At 47.1% G+C, this 17,005-nt stretch carries 16 protein-coding genes; 15 read left to right on the top strand and 1 reads right to left on the bottom strand.

All coding sequences use genetic code 11. The features are described 5' to 3' along the window. The first annotated feature begins 157 nt into the window (after window positions 1-157). From IZU26_RS03700 to IZU26_RS03675, 6 genes are all read left to right on the top strand, one after another. On the top strand, window positions 158-1,105 hold the full coding sequence (locus tag IZU26_RS03700) for a bile acid:sodium symporter family protein (RefSeq protein WP_433276871.1): 948 nt from the start codon (window positions 158-160) through the stop codon (window positions 1,103-1,105). Between the two features lie 94 nt (window positions 1,106-1,199). Then, a complete protein-coding gene (locus IZU26_RS03695; protein WP_433276868.1) occupies window positions 1,200-1,811 on the top strand; it encodes a class I SAM-dependent DNA methyltransferase in 612 nt (203 codons plus the stop codon). Window positions 1,812-1,922: 111 nt separating this feature from the next. After that, window positions 1,923-3,014, top strand: a complete 1,092-nt coding sequence (locus IZU26_RS03690) for a polyprenyl synthetase family protein (protein ID WP_433276866.1) — start codon at window positions 1,923-1,925, stop codon at window positions 3,012-3,014. Beyond that, window positions 3,007-3,543: a tetratricopeptide repeat protein gene (locus tag IZU26_RS03685; protein ID WP_021331631.1), complete on the top strand. Its 537-nt coding sequence runs from the start codon at window positions 3,007-3,009 to the stop codon at window positions 3,541-3,543. Before IZU26_RS03690 ends, IZU26_RS03685 begins: the two co-directional genes overlap by 8 nt. Then, entirely contained in the window at window positions 3,540-3,956 is a 417-nt protein-coding gene (locus tag IZU26_RS03680) for a SoxR reducing system RseC family protein (protein WP_433276864.1), read from the top strand. Before IZU26_RS03685 ends, IZU26_RS03680 begins: the two co-directional genes overlap by 4 nt. Window positions 3,957-4,087: 131 nt before the next feature. After that, window positions 4,088-5,155, top strand: coding sequence for a LacI family DNA-binding transcriptional regulator (locus tag IZU26_RS03675; RefSeq protein ID WP_433276861.1), 1,068 nt, complete (start codon window positions 4,088-4,090; stop codon window positions 5,153-5,155). Between the two features lie 8 nt (window positions 5,156-5,163). On the opposite strand, the gene IZU26_RS03670 is transcribed toward IZU26_RS03675, so the two are convergent. Then, on the bottom strand, window positions 5,164-6,489 hold the full coding sequence (locus tag IZU26_RS03670; protein ID WP_433276859.1) for an MFS transporter: 1,326 nt from the start codon (window positions 6,487-6,489) through the stop codon (window positions 5,164-5,166). A gap of 144 nt (window positions 6,490-6,633) precedes the next feature. Between IZU26_RS03670 and IZU26_RS03665 the strand changes: the two genes are divergently transcribed. The 9 genes from IZU26_RS03665 (at window position 6,634) to IZU26_RS03625 (ending at window position 16,886) form a co-directional block, all read left to right on the top strand. Further along, window positions 6,634-7,665, top strand: coding sequence for a tripartite tricarboxylate transporter substrate binding protein (locus IZU26_RS03665; RefSeq protein WP_433276857.1), 1,032 nt, complete (start codon window positions 6,634-6,636; stop codon window positions 7,663-7,665). Window positions 7,666-7,721: 56 nt separating this feature from the next. After that, entirely contained in the window at window positions 7,722-8,162 is a 441-nt protein-coding gene (locus IZU26_RS03660; protein ID WP_433276855.1) for a tripartite tricarboxylate transporter TctB family protein, read from the top strand. Between the two features lie 24 nt (window positions 8,163-8,186). Next, the gene (locus IZU26_RS03655; RefSeq protein WP_433276853.1) at window positions 8,187-9,677 is read left to right on the top strand and encodes a tripartite tricarboxylate transporter permease; all 1,491 of its coding nucleotides are present in this window, start codon (window positions 8,187-8,189) and stop codon (window positions 9,675-9,677) included. After that, complete coding sequence (aroA, locus tag IZU26_RS03650) at window positions 9,668-10,969, top strand: 3-phosphoshikimate 1-carboxyvinyltransferase (protein WP_310823077.1); 1,302 nt, start codon at window positions 9,668-9,670, stop codon at window positions 10,967-10,969. Before IZU26_RS03655 ends, aroA begins: the two co-directional genes overlap by 10 nt. A 9-nt stretch (window positions 10,970-10,978) precedes the next feature. Beyond that, window positions 10,979-12,361, top strand: coding sequence for an MmgE/PrpD family protein (locus IZU26_RS03645; protein ID WP_310823075.1), 1,383 nt, complete (start codon window positions 10,979-10,981; stop codon window positions 12,359-12,361). Between the two features lie 110 nt (window positions 12,362-12,471). Continuing rightward, complete coding sequence (locus IZU26_RS03640; RefSeq protein ID WP_310823073.1) at window positions 12,472-13,173, top strand: ABC transporter ATP-binding protein; 702 nt, start codon at window positions 12,472-12,474, stop codon at window positions 13,171-13,173. 2 nt (window positions 13,174-13,175) lie between these two features. After that, window positions 13,176-14,006: a hypothetical protein gene (locus IZU26_RS03635; protein ID WP_433276851.1), complete on the top strand. Its 831-nt coding sequence runs from the start codon at window positions 13,176-13,178 to the stop codon at window positions 14,004-14,006. 1 nt (window position 14,007) lies between these two features. Continuing rightward, window positions 14,008-14,913: an orotidine-5'-phosphate decarboxylase gene (gene pyrF, locus IZU26_RS03630; RefSeq protein ID WP_433276849.1), complete on the top strand. Its 906-nt coding sequence runs from the start codon at window positions 14,008-14,010 to the stop codon at window positions 14,911-14,913. Window positions 14,914-15,101: 188 nt separating this feature from the next. Further along, window positions 15,102-16,886: a flavocytochrome c gene (locus IZU26_RS03625; RefSeq protein WP_433276847.1), complete on the top strand. Its 1,785-nt coding sequence runs from the start codon at window positions 15,102-15,104 to the stop codon at window positions 16,884-16,886. Window positions 16,887-17,005 lie beyond the last annotated feature (119 nt).

The raw sequence follows: 17,005 nt of genomic DNA, 5'->3' as shown, positions 1-17,005 counted from the left end.
AACGATTGCTGCAGAGGGGCGAAACTCCGTGGTGAGGCTTTAAGGCGTGTCATTGAACTGAAAAATCTATGAATTCTGCTTTACATTGCTGTTTAATTTATGCTAAAATACTTTAATATAATTAAAATATTTAAAAGCACGTAAAGGATGTACTTGTATGGAATTTCTCGAAAAGGTAAGCACATTTTTCGGTAAATGGATGGCGCTCATCGTCATCGCGATTGCCGCTCTTGCGCTCTTTGCACCGCAGACCTGTTTGTGGATTAAGACGAGCTGGATAAATTGGCTGCTCGGCATCGTCATGTTCGGCATGGGGCTTACGCTCAAGATGGACGATTTTAAAGTCGTGTTCAGCCGGCCGAAGGATATCATCATCGGTTTTGCCGCGCAGTTTACGCTCATGCCGCTTATCGCCTTTCTTTTGGCGAAAGCGTTTAATTTGCCGACGGAAATCGCCGTCGGCGTTATCCTCGTCGGCACCTGTCCCGGCGGCACGTCGTCGAACGTGATGACCTATCTTTCAAAGGGAGACGTTCCGCTGTCGGTCGGCATGACTGCTGTGTCGACGCTGTTTGCACCGTTTATGACGCCGCTTTTAACGCTCCTGTACGCGGGGCAGCGTGTCGATGTCAATGCCGTCGCGATGTTTTTGTCGATCGTAAAAGTCGTGCTCCTTCCGATCACACTCGGTTTGGTGTGCAATTACTTTTTCGGAAAAGTGACGCGCGCGATCGTGCGCATTCTTCCGCTTATTTCGACGATCGCGATTATCATGATTATTGCAAGCGTCGTGTCCGCGAATTCCGCGCGCCTCAAAACGGTCGGCGCTTTGGTCGTCATCGTCGTCGTGCTCCACAATCTGCTCGGCTATGCGGCGGGATTCGGCGTCGGAAAATTGTTGCGCCTCAACACGACGAAGTGCCGCGCGCTTTCGATCGAAGTCGGCATGCAGAATTCGGGACTTGCGACATCGCTTGCGGCGACGCATTTTGTACAGTATCCGCTCGCGACGATTCCGGGAGCCGTGTTCAGCGTGTGGCACAATATTTCAGGCGCCGTGTACGCGAACTTTCTCGCAAGCCGGCATCCTGAAAAAGCGAAGTAAAGGCGGGCAATAGGCGTTCGCGCGTTTCCTATGAGAGAAAAACGGCTTGGCCGTTTTTCTCCGTAAGATGTATTTGCGGCGAAAGAAAAATTGCATGAATACACAGTATTTTGATGAAAGAGCGGAAAAATGGGATGCTCATGAGGCAAGCGTAAAAAGGGCCGAAAAAATATATCGCAAAATCGCGGAACTCATCGCAATAAACGATACCGATACGGTGCTGGATTTCGGCTGTGGAACGGGCTTATTGGGTTTTAATTTTATCGACAAAGTAAAGACCGTTACCTTTGCGGATACGTCAAAAGGTATGCTGGAACAAATTAGTAAAAAAGCCGGCCGGTTTTACATACAAAATTATAAAACGCTTAACGTAAGCGAAAACGCAATAAGCGAAAAGTTCAATATCGTCGTTTCGCTGATGGCTATGCACCATATAGCGGATACGGGCAAAACCGTACGCGCTTTGGCCGAAAATCTTTTACCGGGCGGATACATCTGCTTTTCCGATCTCGATGTTGAAGACGGCAGCTTTCATTATCCCGATGTCGCGCCCCATAACGGAATAGAGCGCAACGTTATAATCGGAAACCTGAGCGCAGGAGGGATAAGCATTATATACAACGAAACCGTTCATATCGATACAAAGACGGTACGGGGAAGCGTAAAGGAATTTCCCGTGTTTTTAATCATAGGCATAAAGCGCTGACAGAGATGTGTTCGCCGCGCGACTTGCAACGCGCGCGAAGTTTTCTGCCCCGAGTAAGCGTATCCGAACAAAGGCGTTGTTTGCGTTCCGTTAATGTTGTATATTATAAGTATGGACAGCGTATTTTCTTCACGCCTTGCACGGATCGAAGCTTCTCTCGAAAAAGCGCTTGCATCGGATGCGGCGTGGAAGCTCGCCTCTTTCGGCTCTCTTTCAAGCGGCGTTCGGGACACACACATCGACTGCCTCACCGATCCGTGCAAAAGTCTCATCACGCTCGGAGGAAAACGCTGGCGGCCGCTTTTGCTCGTACTGTGCGCCGAACACGCGCGCGCTTTTTACGGCAGCCGCGCTCTGCTTAGCGAAGACGAAACGTATTCGCTTTCTCCGCTCGTCGAATTCGTACACACGGCAAGCCTCATCCATGACGATATCGAAGATTCGTCCGATATGCGGCGCGGAAAGCCCGCAGCGCACATCTCATACGGTATCGACGCCGCGCTCAATGCGGCTTCATGGCTCTATTTCGAAGCGCCCGTGTGTATCGACCGCCTCACAGTTTCCGCCGAAGTAAAAGCGAAGCTCTACGCGCTTTACGCAAACGAAGTGCGCCGCCTCCACCTCGGGCAGGCAGCCGACATTTTGTGGCACAAAAATCGGGAGCTTTTTCCGTCGATCGAAGAGTATTCGGCGATGGTGCAAAATAAAACGGGGACTCTCGCTTCCTTCGCGGCAAAAGCGGGTACGCTTGCAGGCGGCGGCAGTGATGAAGAGATCGAGCGCTCCGGAAAGACGGCCGCCGAAATCGGAGAGGCCTTTCAAATACTCGACGACGTGCAAAATCTCACGACGGGAAACCCCGGCAAAAAACGCGGCGACGACATCGTCGAAGGGAAAAAAAGTCTGCCGGTGCTGCTGCACATAGAATCGCACCCCGGAGATAAAGCGCGCATCGCACGATTTTTTGCCGAAGCGCAGAGAGACGGCATCGATTCGCCGGCGGTCGAAGCGTGCATTTCGCTGCTCGAACAAAGCGGCGCCGTCGAAAGGGCATTTGAAAAAGGAAAAACACTCGTTCGAGAAAAGAGCGCCGAACTTGCCGCGCTTTACGGCGCATCGAGCGAAGCCGAAACGCCGCAGCTGATCATCGATTTATTCGCTTCAATGATAAAAAAACAGGAGACAGATAAAAAGCATGCTTAACGAAACCGCGGAAAAGCTCAACAATCAGGCGATCATCCTCGCTTCGCACGGAGACTACACCGAAGCGATCGCATGCTTTGTGCGTGCCCTCACGATAGAAAACGACAATTCGCTTTTATGGTTTAACCTCGGTGTCACGTACCGCGATGCGGGCAATTTGGCGAATGCGCGCGGAGCGCTCACAAAAGCCTATGCGCAAAACTATACCGATGAAGAGATCGTCGAAGCGCTTTCACTCGTGTGTTTCGGGCTCGGCGATTTTGCCGCCGCGCTCTATTATTGCCAAGAGGGGCTTGCGTACAATCCGGAAAATCCGCATCTGTGGAACACGCTCGGCGTTATCTATTTTAACCGGCAAATGCTTACCGCCGCCTGCGATGCATTCGAACATGCCGCATCTCTCAATCCGTATTATTACGACGCGCTTTTCAATCTCCGCGACACGTATAAAGAACTCGGAAACGGAAAGGGCGAAGCGGAGTGTTCGAGGCGTATGAAAGAGATCGAAAAACACGGAGCGCCGAAATGAATACACAGTACATCGTCATCGCAGCGGACTCGGACGCGGTAACCGTAACACCTGCGGAAAACGGCAGCGCGTGCGCAACCTGTCACGCGAACTGCAAAGCATGTGCGCTCCACATCACCGTGGCAAATACGAAACGCTTCGATGTAAAGCCCGGACAAAAAGTGCGCATCGGCCTGTCCGCAAAAGACGAAGCGCGGCAAAGCTTTGTGTCGCTCGCCGTTCCCGTGCTTGCCGCCGTCTTGGGATTTTTCGCGGCAGCCCCGATCGCCGCTGTCTTCAATGTACCTGTGACCGAACAGCTGCGTGCGCTGTGCGTACTCGTTTTCCTCTTTGCCGCCGGCCTCTCCGTCATACTCGCTGCGAAAAAAAAGCGGAATCCCGAAAAACTCGATATCGCGGCCGTGTGTTCGTAAACGCGCGTATTTTTTTAAGAGCTGTCCAAGCTGAAGGAATCGATCAAAGAAATATTCATTGCAATATTGTAATACAAAGAAAAAAGAAAATTCTTATTTTATAAATATGAATTCTATTGTATTATTATGTAATGAAAAATTATAAAGCGCGGCTGAAAGATATTGCAAAGAAATCAGGCGTTTCCATTGCTTCCGTTTCTCGCTATTTTAATGGAATTAAAATCAGAGATGAAAATGTCCGTCGCATTGCGGCAGCTATGCAAAAATTGGACTTAGTGCAACCGCTTACGGTGAATTGTAGTGCGGAAAATTCATCGGTTGTCGGTATGGTTGTGCCCGATATTAAACATAATTTTTGTTCCAAAATCGTTTCCGGTGTAATCAATGAAATCCGTAAAACCAATAAATATATTTTATTGGAATCGTCGGAAAGCAGTGTCGTAAAAGAGCGAGATATACTTCGGCATTTTAGTGCAATGAAATTGGCAGGTCTTATTTATATGCCTACGGCATCTTGGAGCGAATCGGTACCTGAAGAGATCAGGCTGTTTGATACGATTCCGTTGGTTGTAGTAGGACGGCGCAATGTTTTAAAGGATCGTACGCATATCTATACCGATAATATCACCGGAGGGTACTTAGCAACCAAATATTTATTAAATTTAGGACACAGGCATATTGCTTTTTGTATCGGAACATGGGAATATCCTTTCGGGACGACAGATCCGCGTTTGCTTATTCAAGATTTATCAAAAACGGGCGGGTTTGCTTCTCTAGACAGATTTGCCGGTTATATAAAGGCTCTCGACGAATCGAATATACGATATAATCCCGATTTAGTAACGGTCGGCTCGTGGAATTATGAAGGAGGGTGCATCGCTGCGGGAGAAATATTGGGAAAGACGCATGTGTTTGACAGCGTTATTACGACATCCGATACAATGGCTTCGGGCATGCTCGATGCGCTTAAACGACACGGATATAAAATACCCAAGGATATTTCCGTAATGGGATGGGATGACAGTGAGCTGGCGGTTTATACCGAGCCGCATCTTACCAGCGTACGACAGTCATCGGAGCAGATGGGTTGTGCGGCGGCGCATGCTATTTCACTTTTAATTGGGAGTAGAAAGCATATCGAAGATGTTATTTTTCCCGTGTCCATTATTCCTCGCGACAGCACACAACGCTTAAATTAAAATTCCGATCAATCGACACGTGAAACGGATTTTATTTGACTTGTAATGAATGCCGGTATTATCATACATACCGTTATTATGAAAAAAATTCTAATATACGTTTCAGGAAGAGGCAGTCGTATCGAAAGACGGCTTATGCCGATTCCGGTACACCACTGAAAAAAGATGACCGAAGTGAAAGTACAAAAATTTGTTATCCCGAAGACGGATCCTCCGCTGCCGATAGGACTGATTTCATTTACCGCAGCGGTGAATTGGACGAACGCTATACCGTTTATGATCCCAAGTATAAATGAAACCGACATGGTAATATATAGAGACATTGTGACGTAAAAACACCAAAGCATTCCAAGCCACATAAGAAAATTTAAAAAAGTAATAATTTTTAATATAATATGCCGCTTTGCCGCAGTCTTACCGATATTTCCTCCGAAAAAATTTCCTGCCATTATTCCGAATCCTATCATCGAAGCGGCTAAGGCGATACTGTTTTTATTATTCGGGTAAACGGCACGGAACCAGGAGATTGCCCATAAGCCTTGAAAAGCCATCAATCCGCCGAAAATGATTAACCAGTCTATGATGATGATTTTCAAGGAATTTGATTTTTTTATGACGTAAAATGCGGTTTCCGATCGGCTTTTCAACATTGTTTTAAAAGTTTTATTGCCGTAGTTTTGACCGATAGAGCTGTTTTTTCCTAAAAAAAATAATAATATTGTGATGACAAGCATCGTTATGCTTAAGGCTAAAAATACGTATTCTTTTCCCCATTTTGCTAAGGCAAAAGAAAGCGGCGCAACGGAAACTACCGCTCCGAAATTTCCGATAGTCATGGAAAAACCGGAAAAAAAAGTATATTTTTCGGCGGGGAAAGATTGGCTTTGATATACAAGGAGACCGCTGAGCATAGGTGAAAGACCGATACCCATCAGCAAGCGGCCGACAATCAGTAACAAAACGTTGTTTCCGAATCCGAAACAGAGTGAGCCTATCATCGTTATTATGATTCCGATAGTGACTATCCGTATCGGTCCGTATTGATCATTGAGTATTCCGCAAAAAGGTTGAAAAATTGCATAAGTGTAAAAGTACATACTCGATATAAAACCTATAATTGCGGCGCTGATTTCCCATTCCGCTTGAATGATCGGTAAAACGACGGAAGTTGATATACGGAAAAAATATGAAAAAAAATATGAAAGCGTTAAAAGGAAATATAATACTGTCGTCTTTTTTATCTGCATACGGAACCCTTGTGTACTGAAAATATTTTCAGTTATTATATTTGTAATATTATGCGACAATATTTTTATTTCGTCAATATTTTTCATTTAATTTTATTTATAATAACAAATTATATATGCTGTACGATTTTCGATATATACTGCTATAAAAATACTGAAAAAAAATGAAAAAATTTGTTGACTATTGGAGAATTTGTATTATAATAAAGGCGCATAGGAGGTTTATGCCGTATGAAAAAGATATTCGCTGTTTTGGTCATGTTATCATCACTGAGTACCGCTTTGTTTTCAAATGGAAAAGACGATTTTTCGGGTAATGTACCTATGTGGCCGGTAAAAGCTGTCAATCTTATTGTTCCCTGGAATCCCGGTGACGGTACCGATCTCGCTGCAAGGGCGTATGCACAGGCATTGCAAAATGTTACAGGAAAACCGGTAGTCGTTATCAATAAACCGGGAGCATCCGGTTCGGTCGGTACCTTATATGCTTCTCAACAGCCTGCCGACGGATACAATATTTTATTTTCTGCCGAAACGCCGGGAACCTTTCAAGTTATGGGTATCAGCGATATCGCTTTCGAAAGTTTCGAGGGCATTTCAATGATGTGCGAAGATACAAAGGTTATCGTCGTCAAAGGAGATTCAAAATATAAAACCATTCAGGATTTGGTTAAGGACATAAAAGAGAATCCGGGTAAAGTCAAACTCGCGTATTCCGCACCGGGCGCATCAGGTCATATTCAAGGGCTGCTTTTTAAAGCTATGGGACTGGATACGGCGATGACCCCATTCGGAGGAGGGATTGCCGGCTTAACGGCTGTCATGGGGGGTCAAGTCGATTTTACTTTTGCCAACGGTGCAACTATTATGGGATACATAGCATCCGGGAATTTAAGACCGCTTGCCGTTTTTACGGATAAGAGAAATTCCGCCTTTTCCGATATTCCCGCTTTTACCGAAATTGTGCCTGAAGCTGCAGAATATCTTCCGTTCGGATTTCCGTATTCGGTATTAGTACCGAAAAAAACGGATCCCAAGATTATTAATACTATCGTTGCATATACGCAAAAAGCGATTCAGGATCCGGCGTGGGCGACATTCGTATCTTCTCGTCCGACGTATAAAACCTTGTATGAATATACAGGCCCCGATGCAGTGAATGCGTATTGGAAACGTTTTATGAGTATTGCCGATTGGTTGTTGTACGATGCAGGTGCGACGAAATTCAGTCCGGAAAAATTCGGTATTAAACGAATCCGATAACTCTTCGGTTTTTGTACGCCGGTTTTATAAAATCGGCGTACCTGTGAGGTAGTCGTATGAAAGCGAAACACGCTATTATTGAAAGTATCTTTTTGTTGCTGTTTGGTGTTTTTGTCGTTACCTATTCACTGCGTATAGAAAATTCAAGCGGCGATATTGCCCTGTCACCCGGACTTTTCCCATCGATCATAGGATGCGTCATTATTTTACTTGCTTCGATCTTATTATTCAGGACGATTAAAAATACTTATTGCGATACATCGGTTGCGTTAACGAAACGAATAGTGATTAAACAGATCGTATTGATTGCGATTTGTTTTTTGTATATTACGCTGATGAGATATCTCAAATTCATTCCCGCAACGATTATCTTTTTAGCGGGCACGACAGTATTGCTTGGAGAAAAAAAGTGGTGGAAAGCACTTGCATTGGCAAGTTTAGGAAGCATGAGCATTTATGCGGCTTTTCAAATCGGTCTAAAAGTATATCTTCCTTAAACGTTTTTACCAGGAGATATTTTAATGAATATAGCCGTTTTATTTAATCCGTTTTTTATCATATATGTCGCTTTAGGATCTGTTCTCGGTTTATTAGTCGGAGCATTACCGGGATTGTCTGCCGTGACGGGTGTCGCCTTGGTTGTTTCGATCTCCTATACATGGACTACCAATGATGCGCTTGCCATGATTATGGGTGTTTATGTAATGGCATGTTTTTCGGGTGCGGTTACGGCTATATTGATGAATATTCCGGGTGCCCCCGCTGCGGTCGCTACAGCATTGGACGGGTATCCGCTGGCGAAAAAAGGGCAGGCCAAAAAAGCCATTATGACGGCGGTTGTATATTCGTTTTTCGGATCAATAGTCGGGATACTTGCCTTGATTTTTCTTGCTAAACCGATGAGCAGTCTCGCATTACAATTTTCACCTATCGATTATTTTTTGCTGGCCGTTTTCGGCCTTGTCACTGCCGGTTCTATTGCATCAAAAGATTTGGTAAAAGGGCTGCTTTGTGCTGCGTTCGGCGTACTTTTCAGTTGCGTCGGAATAGATCCGATGATGGGTATGCCCCGTTTTACGTTCGGCATTTCACACCTGGTGTTGGGAATTCCGACAATTCCCGCACTTATCGGACTTTTCGGTCTTTCTGAGATTTTAGAGCAATGTACCGTTTCCGATGCCGGAGTGCAAGTATTGGCATTAGGTAAAAACAAACTGGAATTTAAAGAAATTATCGGTTGTTGGAAAATAGGCGTTCGAGGTTCAATAATCGGTACTTTGGTCGGAATTCTGCCCGGAGCCGGAGCACCGGTCGCATCCCTGCTTTCATACAGCAATGCGAAAAATCTGGAAAAGCATCCGACGGTACCTTTCGGGGAGGGTGCCGTTGAGGGAATTGCTGCCAGTGAGTCCGCAAACAACGCTGTTATCGGCGGAGCGTTGATACCGATGCTGTCTATGGGTATACCCGGCGATTCGGTTACCACTATTATTTTATCGGTTTTCTATATTCACGGTCTAATTCCGGGGCCGCTCCTTTTTACTCAAACTCCGGAATTATTTCATGTAATAATTACGGGAGGACTGATAGGATGCGTGTTTTTGTTGTTGCTTGGATATTCCACTGCACCGCTGTTGGCAAAAGTTGTTCGAATTCCGCGCAAAACTTTGTTTCCCGTCATTCTCGTTCTTTGCGCCGTCGGTGCGTATGCGAATAACGGTTCGTTATATGAAGTTTTTATTATGATTTTTTTCGGCGTCATAGGATACTATATGAAGCGGCATGATTATTCTCCTGCGTCAACCGTTCTCGGAATGGTTTTAGGCCAGCTTATGGACAGCAATTTCCGTCGTGCGATATCGCTTTCTCGAAATTCGGATAATCCTTTCGGAAATATGTTTTTTCATCCGATAACAATTATTCTATCGTTTTTGATTTTAGTTTCGCTGTTGGCAAGTTCGGATAAAATTAAAGCAATAATCGGAAAAATGAGGTTTACTATATGCAGGTAGTAGCGAGTAAAGCATCGTTGACAGGCTCAATTACGGTACCCGGAAGTAAAAGTCATACGATACGCGCATGTCTTTTTGCCGGTCTTGCACACGGTACCAGTCACATATACAATCCGGTAGCCAGCGAAGATTGTCTCAGTGCCGTAAAAATGATTCGGAATTTCGGTTGTTCCGTCGATATGCGGAATAATGAATGGATTGTTAAAGGAATCGGTTCGAAATGGCCGCAGCCGTCGTTTGTGATCGATGTCGGTAACAGCGGGACCTTATTAAGTTTTAGCGCAGGCATTGCAGCGACGCTGCACGGTTATTCGGTGATTACAGGAGATGCATCAATTTGTAAGCGTCCGTTGGAAGATGAACTGCAAGGGTTTAGGCAGTTGGGAGCGAAAGCGTTTGCAACGAGAAAAGGTATCGATGCTCCTCCGGTGATTATAGAAGGACCTATCCGTTCCGGGCTTGTGCGTCTGAAAGGTACCTTATCTCAACATGTGAGCGGTACGCTTATGGCCGCAGCATTGACGGAAGGGATTACCCGTATCGAGCTAAGCGATCCCGGAGAAATTCCGTTCGTTAAAATGACTGTCGGATGGCTGGAATCTCTCGGCGTTCATGTCGAATATGATCATGAAAATTATGTATGGTATGAAATTACAGGACCGAATACTTTTTTGCCATTTGATAAAACAATTCCATCCGATTGGGAAAGTGTGGCATTTCCCGTTGTTGCAGGTATATTGACTCATTCCGAAATTGTGATCGACAACATCGATATGTCATCTACGCAAGGGGATAAAGCGATAATTGATTTATTGAATGAAATGGGAGCGCACATCGAAACGGATACGGCCAACGCTCGGTTAATTGTTCATCCGACAAATGAATTACATGGAATTACGGCATCGTTATCCGATTTTCCCGATGCATTGCCTGTTCTATCGATAGCTGCGGCATTTGCGCACGGGCGTTCTCAATTTACAAACATAGGCGTTTGTCGTTTAAAGGAGACGGATCGCATCACGTTGATGCGGAAAGAATTGACAAAACTCGGTGTCGTCTGTACGGAAGGTACCGATTATCTGGAAGTAAACGGTATGGGAGGGCAAGGAATACACGGAGGAAGTATTGAAAGTTACGATGATCATCGTATTGCGATGGCGTTTGCCGTATGCGGGTTGGCATTACCTCCCGAATACGCAATAGTTATTAATAATGCAGAATGCTGTTCCGTTTCGTTTCCGCATTTTTATGAGAGTATGAATGGAATCGGTGCAGGGTATAAAATAAAATGAGAAATTGTTATGCGAAATGACACGCTTTTGAGCATTCTTGCAGATTTTACGACAGATCTGAAATATGAAGATTTACCTCCGAAAGTAATTTCAAAAGCAAATGATGTCATTTTCGACTTTATCGGATGTTACTACGGCGCTCTTGCCGATTTTAATAATAAAAAAATACTGAGATTTGCCATAGAGCATTCAGCGGGAAAAGATTCATCTCTGTGGGGGACCGGAAAACGATTGTCTTCCGATGAAGCTGCTTTGGCTATGGGGTATTGCGGTTATTCGCTGGAATATGACGACGGCGTATCACTTGCCGGTCATTGGGGCAGTTCGTCTATTCCGGCGATCTTTTCAGTTGCGGAAAAATACAAAGCAAGCGAAAAGGATATTATTGCAGCGGTCGTCTGTGCCTATGAAGTCGGAACGCGGATTAGTAGGATATATTCGAAGTCCATGTTGGAACATAAAATCCATTTTCCCGGAGCGATGGGTTTTTATGCCGCTGCAGCCGGGGTTGCCAAGATTATGAAACTCAATTCTGAGCAGATTGCAAAGGGTTTGGCGAATGGAGGATTGGCTTCGATAAGTCCGTACAGTACGGCGGTTAGCGGCGCCCGAATAAAAAGTATGTATTCGGGATGGCCGAATTTTCTCGGCATTCGCTTGATGGAGTTGGCATGTACCGATGTCGGCGGAGATATCGATGTATTTGAATCCGTCGACGGGCTCGGTGTCGTTCTGTCGGGACAGCCGCTTTCCGATGAAAAGAGAGCAAATGCGCTTGCAAATTTGGGAAAAGAATATATGCTGCTGCAGAGTTATTTTAAACCCTATCCGTGTTGTCGATGGCTTCATGCACCTTTATATCTGTTGGAAAAAATATTGGCGGAAAACAGCAATAAAAATATAACGCAGATTATTGTTCGAGGACCGAAGTTTATTAATTTATATAATACGCGCGGTGATTATTCCCAAACGGTTAAAGCGCAATACAGCATTCCGTATACGCTTGCAGCGATGTTATTACATCACAGATGCGGTATTGAGGAATTTTCAGATACATTTCGTACAAGTGCTGCTATTCGAAAAACAGCGGATATGATAAAAATTGCAGAAGACGATGAGGCGGAGAAATTATTTCCGGAGCGATTTCAGATTACGCTTGCGGTGCGCTTCGATGACGGGAGTTATGTCGAAAAAACAGGCGGATTACCGTGGGGCCCTGATTTACCGGCTACAAAAGATGAGTTGATTTTAAAATTTAAAAGATTGACGACTGCAATATTGGGATGCAGAAACGGTGATGCAATTGTAAAATTATATAAAAGCGGATTTGAAATTACAGGTGCGTTTCGTCAATTAGTACGTATTCTTAATTTTAAAGTTATCGATATATAATAAGTATAACGGGGTTTTCGAAAAATACGGTTTTTCCGGCTTTTTCTCCCGAATCTGCAAAGCGCGTCATAGCACACCGCACGTAAATTCGCTATACTGTCCGTACAGCTATGGAACCGATATTGACTGTAGAAAATCTGACGAAGCGTTACGGTGCAAAGCCCGCGCTTAAAAATATTTCGTTCGTGCTTGAAGCGGGGCGAATACTCGGGCTTATGGGGCCGAACGGCAGCGGTAAAACGACGTTTTTGAAAGTCGTCGCGGGCTTGCAAAAGGCGAACGGCGGAAAAGTGCGTGTATGCGGAAACCCCGTCGGCGTTGAAAGCAAAAAGTACGTGTCTTTTTTACCCGACAGAAATATTATGCCCAAGCGCATGACGGCGCTCGATGCTTTCGATTATTACCGCGATTACTTTGACGATTTCGATGTACACAAAGCGCTCGATATGCTCGACTTCGTCCGTCTCGAAAAAAACGTTCCCGTCTCGCAGATGTCGAAGGGCATGATCGAAAAGCTGAATCTGACTTTGTGTTTTTCCCGCAAAGCGAAATTGTTTTTGCTCGACGAACCGCTCGGCGGCGTCGATCCCGTTGCGCGGGAAAGGATCGTATCGGCTATCGTCAACACGTACAATCCTTCTTCGTCGATCATCGTGAGCACGCATCTCGTGCACGACATCGAACACATGTTCAACGATGTATGCTTTATCGGCAAGGGCGAAATCGTGCTGTATGAAGATGCAAGCGTGCTGAAAAGCGGGCGCGGTATGGACATCGACGAACTGTATATCGATACGTTCAAGGAGATGTGAGTATGATGCAAGCGACGTTGAAACAGGAATGGAAAGCGAGCCGTCTGCGCATTTTGTATACGAGCGCCGTCATCGCGATGGTATTGCTCGGCGCGGTTCTTGTCAATTTTATCGCGTATCAGACGAAGTCGGATCATCTTTCGCTTTTCGGCATGACAATGTATTTTATCGGATTTTGCTGTATGGGGATTATTCCGCTGTATGCGTTGGTGCGCGGAAGCGGCAATATGCAGCCGATTCTTTTCGGCGATACGGGCTGGCTTGCATTGCTTGTGCCCGAACGAAGTTATGCGCAGCTCGGAGCGAGGCAGCTCGTAAATCTTGCCGAATACGTCATCTATATGCTGCCGGCTCTGTTGTATCTGTCGTTTATGGCGCCGACGGCGGGGCTGCTCTTTCACGGCGCGTTTTCGGAATATCTGCCCTTTTCGGTCAATCCGGGTATGTCCTATGTTGAGAGCATAAAGCAGCTGTACCGCTTTGCATTTGCCGAACATTTTTTAGAACTCGTACAATTCGGCATCATGGGTATTATTTCTTTTGCGAGCTGGCAGGCGATGTTCAATTTTGCAATGGCGCTGTACTCCGCTTTTATCCGCACGAAAAAGCCGAATAAATTTTTGATCGTCGTAATCATCTTTTTTCTGTTTTATTTTCCGATGCGCATCGGTACGCTCGGCTTCGATAACGACGTGAGCGATATGGTGCGGGACTCGTCGTTCTATGGAGCGGTGCTGCGCTATTCGTGGAATCATACGCTGCGCTATGCGATTTTCGGTGCGGTGTATTTTTTAGCGACGGGCTGGCTTATGGAACACAAAATCGAGGTGTGACGTGAAACATGCGATGGAGCGCCTGCGGGAGCTTTCGAAAAAAAACGGTCCGCTGTGCGTCGGACTCGACACCGATCCCTCGTATATTCCCGAAAGCGTTTTGCGGCAATTCGGCGGAAAAGCGGAAGCGGTTTTCGCATACAACAGAGAAATTATTAATCGAATCGCGGACGACAAAAGCGCGTGCTGCTGTAAAGTACAGATCGCGTATTACGAAGCGATGGGCGTCGAAGGGATGAGCGCGTATGCGAAAACACTTTCGGCGGTGAGAGCTGCGGGTTTGTCGGTCATATCGGACATCAAGCGGGGAGACATTGCGAATACGGCGGAAGCCTACGCGCGCGCACATTTTTCGGGCGACTTCGAAACGGATATCGCGACGGTAAATCCGTATATGGGTTTCGATACGCTTTCGCCCTTTGCGGATTTTTGCAAAAAGGGCAAAGGAATATTCGTTTTGCTCCGCACGTCGAATCCCGGAGCGGCGGACATCGAACGGCGAGAGCTTAAAGAAGGAGGCGCCGTATTCGGCATCGTCGGCGCGGAACTCAAGCGGCTTGCGAAAGAATGCGGGCAGGGCTGTGATGCGGCATGCTGTCCCCCTGTCGGTGCCGTCGTCGGCTGTACGGAAGAAAGCGATGCCCGTTTTTTGCGCGACGCGTATCCCGAACTCTTTTTTTTGATCCCCGGTTACGGAGCGCAGGGCGGAAAAGCGCGGGTGGCCGCAACACTCCTCGGCAAAGCCGGCGGCGTCGTCAACTCTTCGCGCGCTCTTTTGTGTGCATGGAAAAATGATGCGGATCTCGTGCGAAAAGCGGATGAAGGGGTGATTACGCTTTCCGATATGGCCGATGCGGCCGCTCGAAGCGCGCTTTCGGCAAAAGAAGAACTGTGCGCTTTGGCGTAAGCGCCGGATTTTGCGTCAATCGTTCGAAACATTGTCATTTACGAATTGATGTGTTAATATGAAGTCTGATGACGCGTTTTATTTAATTTGAAATTGAATCTGTCAACTCGGTTCTAAGCGCGGACACGCGGGATTTGTTCCGCCATTCGCACGTATAATACGTTTTATATTTATTTATGGAGGAAAAAATGAAGAAATTCGCTTTCTTAAAGCGGACGGCAGCAGTGATGCTTGCAGCATCGTTGCTTTTTGTTTCTTGCGGAGGCGGAAGCAAATTCAAAGCGGGAACCTATACCGGCGAAGGCACGGGTATGGGAGGGGCGCTCACGGTGCAGGTAAAGCTTTCCGCTTCGAAAATCGAATCGGTAACGGTAACGAAGCACAACGAAACGCCCGGTATCAGCGATCCTGCAATCGAAAAGATTCCGGCGCAGATTGTAGCTGCTCAAAAAACGAACCTCGACGTTATCGGCGGATGTTCGATTACGAGCCGCGCGATTATGCAGGCGGCGGATGCTGCGCTCAAAAGCGCAGGCGTCAATGTCGAAAAGCTTAACGCAGCAACCGCTTCTTCTGCGGAAACGAAAGCGGCCGATGTCGAAAAGACGGCGGACGTTATCGTCGTCGGCGCGGGAGGGGCTGGTATGGCAGCCGGCGTTCAGGCAAATCAAAACGGCGCGACGGTTATCATCATCGAAAAGACGGCTCGCGTCGGAGGCGATACGATTATGGCCGGCGGCGCGCTGAACGCGGTCGATGAAGGCAGCGAAACGGCAAAGGCGAACAAGGATTCGGTCGCGCTGCATTACAAGCAGACCTACGAGGGCGGCGACAAGCAGGGTGATCCCGATTTGATTCACACGCTTACCGACAACGCATGGAAGGGCGTCGAGTGGCTCAAATCGATGGGCATGGAATTCAAGCCCGGCACGTTTACGGTAACCGGCGGTTTGTGGCCTCGCGCGCATAAACCGGTAGACCCCGTCGGCACGGGATTTTTCAAAACTTATAACCGCTATATCGATTCGCACCAGGGCATCGAAGTGATGCTCAACACGAAGGGCGAAAGCTTTATCGTCGAAAACGGTAAAGTCGTCGGCGTCAATGCGATCGGTGAAACGGGCAACAAAGTGACGCTCCGTGCGAATAAGGGCGTAGTTCTTGCGACCGGCGGTTTTGCACGCAACGTCGAAATGCGCGAAAAATACAACAAACAATGGCCGACGCTCGGCGCGAATATTCCTTCGACGAATCCGCCGAGTTCTACGGGCGACGCTTTTGCCATGCTCGAACCCCTTCACGCTCAGCTCGTGCAGATGGAAAACATCCAGCTCCTGCCGCTCGGCGATCCCGAAACGGGAAGCCTCTCCGGCAATATCGAAATGGATGTCGAACGCCGCATCTTTGTCAATAAAAACGGCGACCGCTTTGTCGATGAAGGCGCTAGGCGCGATACGATGACGATGGCGCTGTTTCATCAGCCGGATAACTATATGTGGATCGTACTCGATTCGCACTGCTATCCGACGGGCGACGAAAAAAATAATTTCAACGAATCCGCGAACGAACTCGTTGCGGCCGGCCGCGCGGTGAAGGCGAACTCCGTCGAAGAACTTGCAAAAGCGATGAACGTTCCCGCAGATCATTTGAAAGCCGCGCTCGACGATTTCAATAAACACGTCGCCGATAAATCGAAGGACGCGTTCGGTCGTACGCTTTATTCGACGCCGATCGACAAGCCGCCGTTTTATGCGGCGCCCCGCGTTCCGACGGTTCACCACACGATGGGCGGTGTCAAAATCGATACGGGCTGTCACGTGTACAACACCGACGGAAAAATCATTCCGGGCTTGTATGCGGCGGGCGAAGTTACCGGCGGCATACACGGTGCGAACCGCTTGGGCGGCAACGCGCTGACCGATACGGTCGTATTCGGACGCATCGCCGGTACGAACGCAGCTGCGGGCAAGTAATCGTCCGTTCTAAAAGCTGAAGTTTCGGACGCACTTTGAAGCACAGGTGATGACGTAAAAGCGGCTTTCTCTTCGGGGAAGGCCGCTTTTGACTACCGATCGATTTTATGGGAGGTTCT

Source organism: Treponema sp. SP13 (assembly GCF_050938355.1).
Taxonomy (GTDB): Bacteria; Spirochaetota; Spirochaetia; order Treponematales; family Treponemataceae; genus Treponema_D; species Treponema_D socranskii.
The sequence above is the reverse complement of the archived record's forward strand: the minus strand, read 5'-3'. Positions and strand labels throughout refer to the sequence as shown.

Bases quoted from the DNA above. Each gene is read 5' to 3' on its own strand.
- IZU26_RS03655 (WP_433276853.1), top strand. From the start codon at position 8,187: ATGAATATAGCCGTTTTATTTAATCCGTTTTTTATCATATATGTCGCT.
- IZU26_RS03625 (WP_433276847.1), top strand. From the start codon at position 15,102: ATGAAGAAATTCGCTTTCTTAAAGCGGACGGCAGCAGTGATGCTTGCA.
- IZU26_RS03675 (WP_433276861.1), top strand. From the start codon at position 4,088: ATGAAAAATTATAAAGCGCGGCTGAAAGATATTGCAAAGAAATCAGGC.
- IZU26_RS03680 (WP_433276864.1), top strand. From the start codon at position 3,540: ATGAATACACAGTACATCGTCATCGCAGCGGACTCGGACGCGGTAACC.
- IZU26_RS03700 (WP_433276871.1), top strand. From the start codon at position 158: ATGGAATTTCTCGAAAAGGTAAGCACATTTTTCGGTAAATGGATGGCG.
- IZU26_RS03685 (WP_021331631.1), top strand. From the start codon at position 3,007: ATGCTTAACGAAACCGCGGAAAAGCTCAACAATCAGGCGATCATCCTC.
- IZU26_RS03665 (WP_433276857.1), top strand. From the start codon at position 6,634: ATGAAAAAGATATTCGCTGTTTTGGTCATGTTATCATCACTGAGTACC.
- IZU26_RS03635 (WP_433276851.1), top strand. From the start codon at position 13,176: ATGATGCAAGCGACGTTGAAACAGGAATGGAAAGCGAGCCGTCTGCGC.
- IZU26_RS03670 (WP_433276859.1), bottom strand. From the start codon at position 6,489: ATGAAAAATATTGACGAAATAAAAATATTGTCGCATAATATTACAAAT.
- IZU26_RS03645 (WP_310823075.1), top strand. From the start codon at position 10,979: ATGCGAAATGACACGCTTTTGAGCATTCTTGCAGATTTTACGACAGAT.
- IZU26_RS03695 (WP_433276868.1), top strand. From the start codon at position 1,200: ATGAATACACAGTATTTTGATGAAAGAGCGGAAAAATGGGATGCTCAT.
- IZU26_RS03690 (WP_433276866.1), top strand. From the start codon at position 1,923: ATGGACAGCGTATTTTCTTCACGCCTTGCACGGATCGAAGCTTCTCTC.
- IZU26_RS03640 (WP_310823073.1), top strand. From the start codon at position 12,472: ATGGAACCGATATTGACTGTAGAAAATCTGACGAAGCGTTACGGTGCA.
- aroA (WP_310823077.1), top strand. From the start codon at position 9,668: ATGCAGGTAGTAGCGAGTAAAGCATCGTTGACAGGCTCAATTACGGTA.
- IZU26_RS03660 (WP_433276855.1), top strand. From the start codon at position 7,722: ATGAAAGCGAAACACGCTATTATTGAAAGTATCTTTTTGTTGCTGTTT.